5 protein-coding genes are annotated in these 4,543 nt (G+C 60.6%); all 5 read left to right on the top strand.

What is annotated here, in order from left to right; genetic code table 11:
- Positions 1–1,020: phage major capsid protein (locus tag TBU01S_RS22370; protein ID WP_217999686.1), on the top strand; the 1,020-nt coding region annotated here is incomplete at its 5' end.
- Positions 1,021–1,039: 19 nt separating this feature from the next.
- A complete protein-coding gene (locus TBU01S_RS22365) occupies positions 1,040–2,479 on the top strand; it encodes a hypothetical protein (protein WP_157659259.1) in 1,440 nt (479 codons plus the stop codon).
- On the top strand, positions 2,476–3,045 hold the full coding sequence (locus TBU01S_RS22360) for an HK97 gp10 family phage protein (protein WP_068639695.1): 570 nt from the start codon (positions 2,476–2,478) through the stop codon (positions 3,043–3,045). Before TBU01S_RS22365 ends, TBU01S_RS22360 begins: the two co-directional genes overlap by 4 nt.
- Complete coding sequence (locus TBU01S_RS22355; protein WP_068639694.1) at positions 3,042–3,929, top strand: putative phage head morphogenesis protein; 888 nt, start codon at positions 3,042–3,044, stop codon at positions 3,927–3,929. Before TBU01S_RS22360 ends, TBU01S_RS22355 begins: the two co-directional genes overlap by 4 nt.
- A gap of 9 nt (positions 3,930–3,938) precedes the next feature.
- Positions 3,939–4,543 (top strand): hypothetical protein (locus tag TBU01S_RS22350; protein ID WP_157659258.1); only part of this gene is annotated, 605 nt, incomplete at its 3' end.

Raw genomic sequence — 4,543 nt, 5'->3', positions numbered from 1 at the left:
CCCAGTTTCCTCGGCAAACACGGCCGAATGCTGCCGACCTCGTCAGTTTCGCTTTTGACGGCCTGCTCCTTTGAAAACTCAGCCGTGTATTCCTGTTTCGGGATGCGCTTCACGTCGTTCTTCCTCTCGTTGTGTCGATCCTACGACGACTACGCTGGAAGACGAAATTCGTGGGGCAGCTCAGTCAACCGCCAGTTCCTGCGAAGCTACGGCGATCTACCGCAGTTGGAAGCCTGGAAGAAGATCGTGCGAACCGGGCCGTTGTCGGATTTTCGTAGTCATGCCCAGTGTGTGATCGGGGGCTATGGCAACCTCGCCGAAGTGGCAGAAGGTGAAGGCTACGCACCCTTGCAGAGCCCGGGCGAACGATCCTATCAGCTCCAATTGACGAAGCGAGGCGGAACGGAATCGATCACCCTTGAAGCCATCCGAAACGATGATATCGGCCTTGTGCGCGAAATCATTCGCGAACTGGCTCTGGCTGCCGCGCATACGCTGTTCGATACCGTGTTCGATTTCATGCGGATCAACCCGGCGATCCATGACGGAGCGCCGCTGTTCAGCATCGGGCGGGGCAACCTCGGCAGTGCGGCGCTGTCTGCCGCGGGCCTGGCGGGCGCCTATCGCACGCAAAGTGCGTTTGCCGATACGGACCTGAGAAGGCGCAACTTCATTCGACCGAAGTTCATCGCCGTGCCGTTCGAGCTGGAAGAGACAGCGTTCAACCTGCTTCAGCGGACCACGAACCAGGACTTCAGCTTCATCCAGTCGCGCAAACTCGAGGTGCTGTCCGTACCTTCATGGGAGGCCGCGAGCGACTGGTGCCTGATCGGTGATCCCGCGGCACACCCGACGATAGACGTGGCCTTTTTCGAGGGCAATGAGGATCCCGAGCTGTTCGTCTCGGATGGGGCCACGGCGGGATCGCTCTTCAGCAATGACCAGGTGGTGCTGAAGATTCGCCATATCTACGGCGCGGCAGTGGCCGATTGGCGATCTTTCTACAAGAACATGCCCTGACCGGGAAAGGGAGGCAGACGTGGGTGTTTTCTCAGGGTTGAAACGGATGTTTGGAGCGGCGCCTGCCGAGGAAAAGGTGCGGCTCACTGAGGCGCTGGGGCAGACCGTAGATGCTGATGATGAGCAGTGGTCGCGTTTGACTGCCAATGCCGAGCGCGATCTCGGTTTGCTGTCTCAGGAGAAGATGCGCGAGACAGCCGTCTATTTGTGGGATGCAAACGCGATTGCGAACCGGATCGTTGAACTGCCGATCGCGTACATCCTTGGTGATGGCGTCAGGCTGGTGGCAGCGGATGAAGCGTGGCAGCCCGTGCTCGACAGCTTTTGGCGGCACCCGATCAACATGATGGACAAGAAGCTTCCCCTGAGGGTGCGTGAGCTTTCGCTGTTCGGGGAGCAAATATGGAGGGTGTTCGTAAATGAAATATCGGGTGCGGTACAGCTTGGCCATGTCCATCCGTCCGCTCTGAAAGAGGTGGTGGTCGACCCGGACAACCCGGAGCAGCCGATCGGCCTGATCGTCGGCCGCGGGGCGCTGGAAAAGGGGTGGCGCTATCGGGTCGTGGTGAATGGTCCTGAGACTCTCTTTTCTGAGAGAACGCGCGCGCTACGCGAGACTTTCGCCGATGGCGATGTCTTCTATTTCACCGTGAACACACTTTCGGACACACGACGTGGGCGCTCGGACCTGCGGGCTCCCGCGGATTGGCTGGATGCGTATGACCAGTTCCTGTTCGGCGAGCTGGAGCGCTACAACTTCCTGCGTGCGTTCGTGTGGGATGTGACGGTCTCGGGCGCGGATGAGGAGCGCGTCAAGGCTTTAGCCAAAGAAATCAGGGCTCCGGGGCCTGGCAGCGTGCGCGTGCACAATGAATCCGTTACCTGGAAGGCCGAGGCGCCCAATTTGCAGGCGTCTGACACCAGCCATGGCGCGCGGCTCTTTCGCAATCATGTGCTGGGTGCGGCAAGCATTCCAGAGCACTGGTTTGGTGGTGGTGGTGATGTGAACCTCGCCACGGCCGCGGAGATGGGTGGCCCGACGTACAGGATGTTTTCGATGCGCCAGCGTGAAGTGCGCTACATGCTTGAGGAGGCCGGGCGCTTTGTGATCCGTCAGGCCATCATGGCGCGGGAAGGTCGAGAACCTGATTGGGATGATCCGCGTGTGGCGGTACAGGCGGTGTTTCCGGAGATGATCCCGAGCGATACGACCAAATACGCGGCGGCGCTTGGTCAGGTGGCCGGCGCCTGCGTTACAGCCATGGAGGCCGGCATTCTTGGTGAGGTGGCGGCGACAAGTTTGCTGGCGACGGTGGCGGGCCGGTTGGGCTACGAGTTGGACCCGGAAGCGGAGCTGGCGGCGGCACGTGAGCGCAAAAAGAACCTGGTGCTGGCAGATGGCTTTCAGCAGCCAGACCTGGCGGCTGAGCCTGGTGGATCGAAGCAGGTGACGCTGTGATTCGTATCGAGTTCGATGGGGACGATCTGCGGCGGTTGCGCCAGGCGATTGAGAAGGCGCCGGAGATTGTCCAGGACGAGATGATGCGCTGGGGCTGGGAGGCTGGGGCGCGCCTTCAAGAACAGGTTCTACGGCGCACGCCGGTGCGCACGGGATCGTTGCGCAACTCGATCCAGTCGGGCCTGCATGTGGAGCCACTGGGGGCTCATGGCGGCTTAAAGCAGCTCGGCTCGTTTGGTCTGGAGCAATTGCCGGGGATGGGATTAGGGATGGCGGCGCCCGCCTCGGATAGCCTTGGGGTGTCTGTGATCATCGGTAGTAACGAGCAATACGCGCCCTGGGTGGAGCTGGGGACGAAGCCGCACAAGATCCGGCCGCGCAATGCGAGAGTGCTTTCCTTTACAGGTGTCGGCGGTCCCGTGTTTGCGCAAGAGGTGAATCACCCGGGTACGAGACCGACGCGGATGTTCGGCGACGCCTTGGAGGCCAGCGAGGGCGCGATCGAAGGTTCGGTGCGCGCTCTACTTGATCGCATCATGTTGCGTGTATTCGGGGAGGCGATGTGAGTGCTGCTGACGATCAGCGGATTTATGGGGACGCACTGCGAACGCGATCGCGGATCGTGCGGGATACGGTGGCTGAAGTGCGGCGCATCCTCGAGGAGGCCGAGCAGCGCATCGTAAGGATTTTGGATGGACAGCCGTCCGAGCCTGAGCGGTGGCGGCTTTCGACCATCTTGGCCGAGGTGAGGCGCGCGCTTGAGGAGGCCGGTAGGACGGCCGGCGTACAGGCATCGATCGCCGGCGCGCAGATGACGACAGAGGGTGTGCATTTGGTGGATACCGGGTTGCGCGTAGTGCGCCTCTCCCCGCCGCCGATGATCGACATGCCGCTGCTGGTGGCAATGCGCGAATTCATGACCTCGAAGATCGAAGGCATCACGCTGGAGCTTGTCGATGCGATCAATACGCGGTTGGGGCTGGTAGTGACGGGAGTCCTCGACCGCAGCACTGTACGTCGTGAAATCGCGCAGCGTTTGGGCATGACGATGCGCCGTGCGCAAGGGGTGCTCTACAACGAGACGGCCCGCATCTATGCCAATGCGTCCCGCATGCGCATGGAGCAGGTGGAAGCCGTCTATCCGGGGCTGATGCGCAAGAAGTGGATTCGTTCGAAGGGTCGCGCCGAACCGCGCGTAAATCATCGGGTGATTCATGGCCAGGTCCGAAAGATTGGAGATTCTTTCGACCTGACAACCGAAAAGGGCGCGCCCTTGAAGATGATGTCTCCGCACGATCCGGCAGCGCCGATCGGCGAGACGATCAACTGCGGCTGTGTGATGGTGATGGTGCCGGCCGATGATAGTCCCTATGCGCAGTATTGGAAGGGGCTGGATGCCGACCCCGATGACGAGCGGGCTGTGAGTGACATAGTTCCAGGCCGTGGATGAGGTGATGCCATGAAAGAGCAGATTCGAGCGGAGCGGCCTGAGTGCGGCCCATATCAAGAAATACTCGCCCTTTTCGGTGCGGGCGTCGATGTACAGCTGACACATGAAATGATTCGGATCAAGCCGCTGACCATGCGTGATTTGCCGGTTTTCATGCAGTGGTACAGCCGCAGCGACTTTTCCGGGGAGGGGGAAGTTTTACCTGACGTGGCCCATGCAAACGCAAGGGTGATCGAGATGCTGACCGGGCGTTCGCTCGGATGGCTGGACGCTCTTGCGGAGGACGAGTTCCGGGGGGTGGTCAAAGCCGCGATTGAAGCGAATCCAACCTTGTTTGAGAGAGTTCAGAGCGCAGTGCCGCGTGATCTGCGGGGTGCGGACATTGCAGCGCAGGGTAATGCGATCCAGCTTTCAATTGCGCGGCTGGTAGAGGCTGGCCACAGCCTGCAGGACATCCAGGGCTACACGCTTCAGCAGGTCGACATTCTGTGCCGTGCTCATGCACGCCTGGCGGAGGAGCGTCAGATCAATGCCTTGGTCGCCTCGCGCGGCGGACAGGTTGATGCAGCAAGCTTCAGAAGGCTCATTGATCAACTGAAGAGAGATTTGAAAGA

Origin of the sequence: Thauera butanivorans NBRC 103042, from assembly GCF_001591165.1 — a bacterium.
Classification (GTDB): Bacteria; Pseudomonadota; Gammaproteobacteria; order Burkholderiales; family Rhodocyclaceae; genus Thauera; species Thauera butanivorans.
Note: the sequence above shows the minus strand (reverse complement) of the source record. Positions and strands in the feature narration are given on the sequence as shown.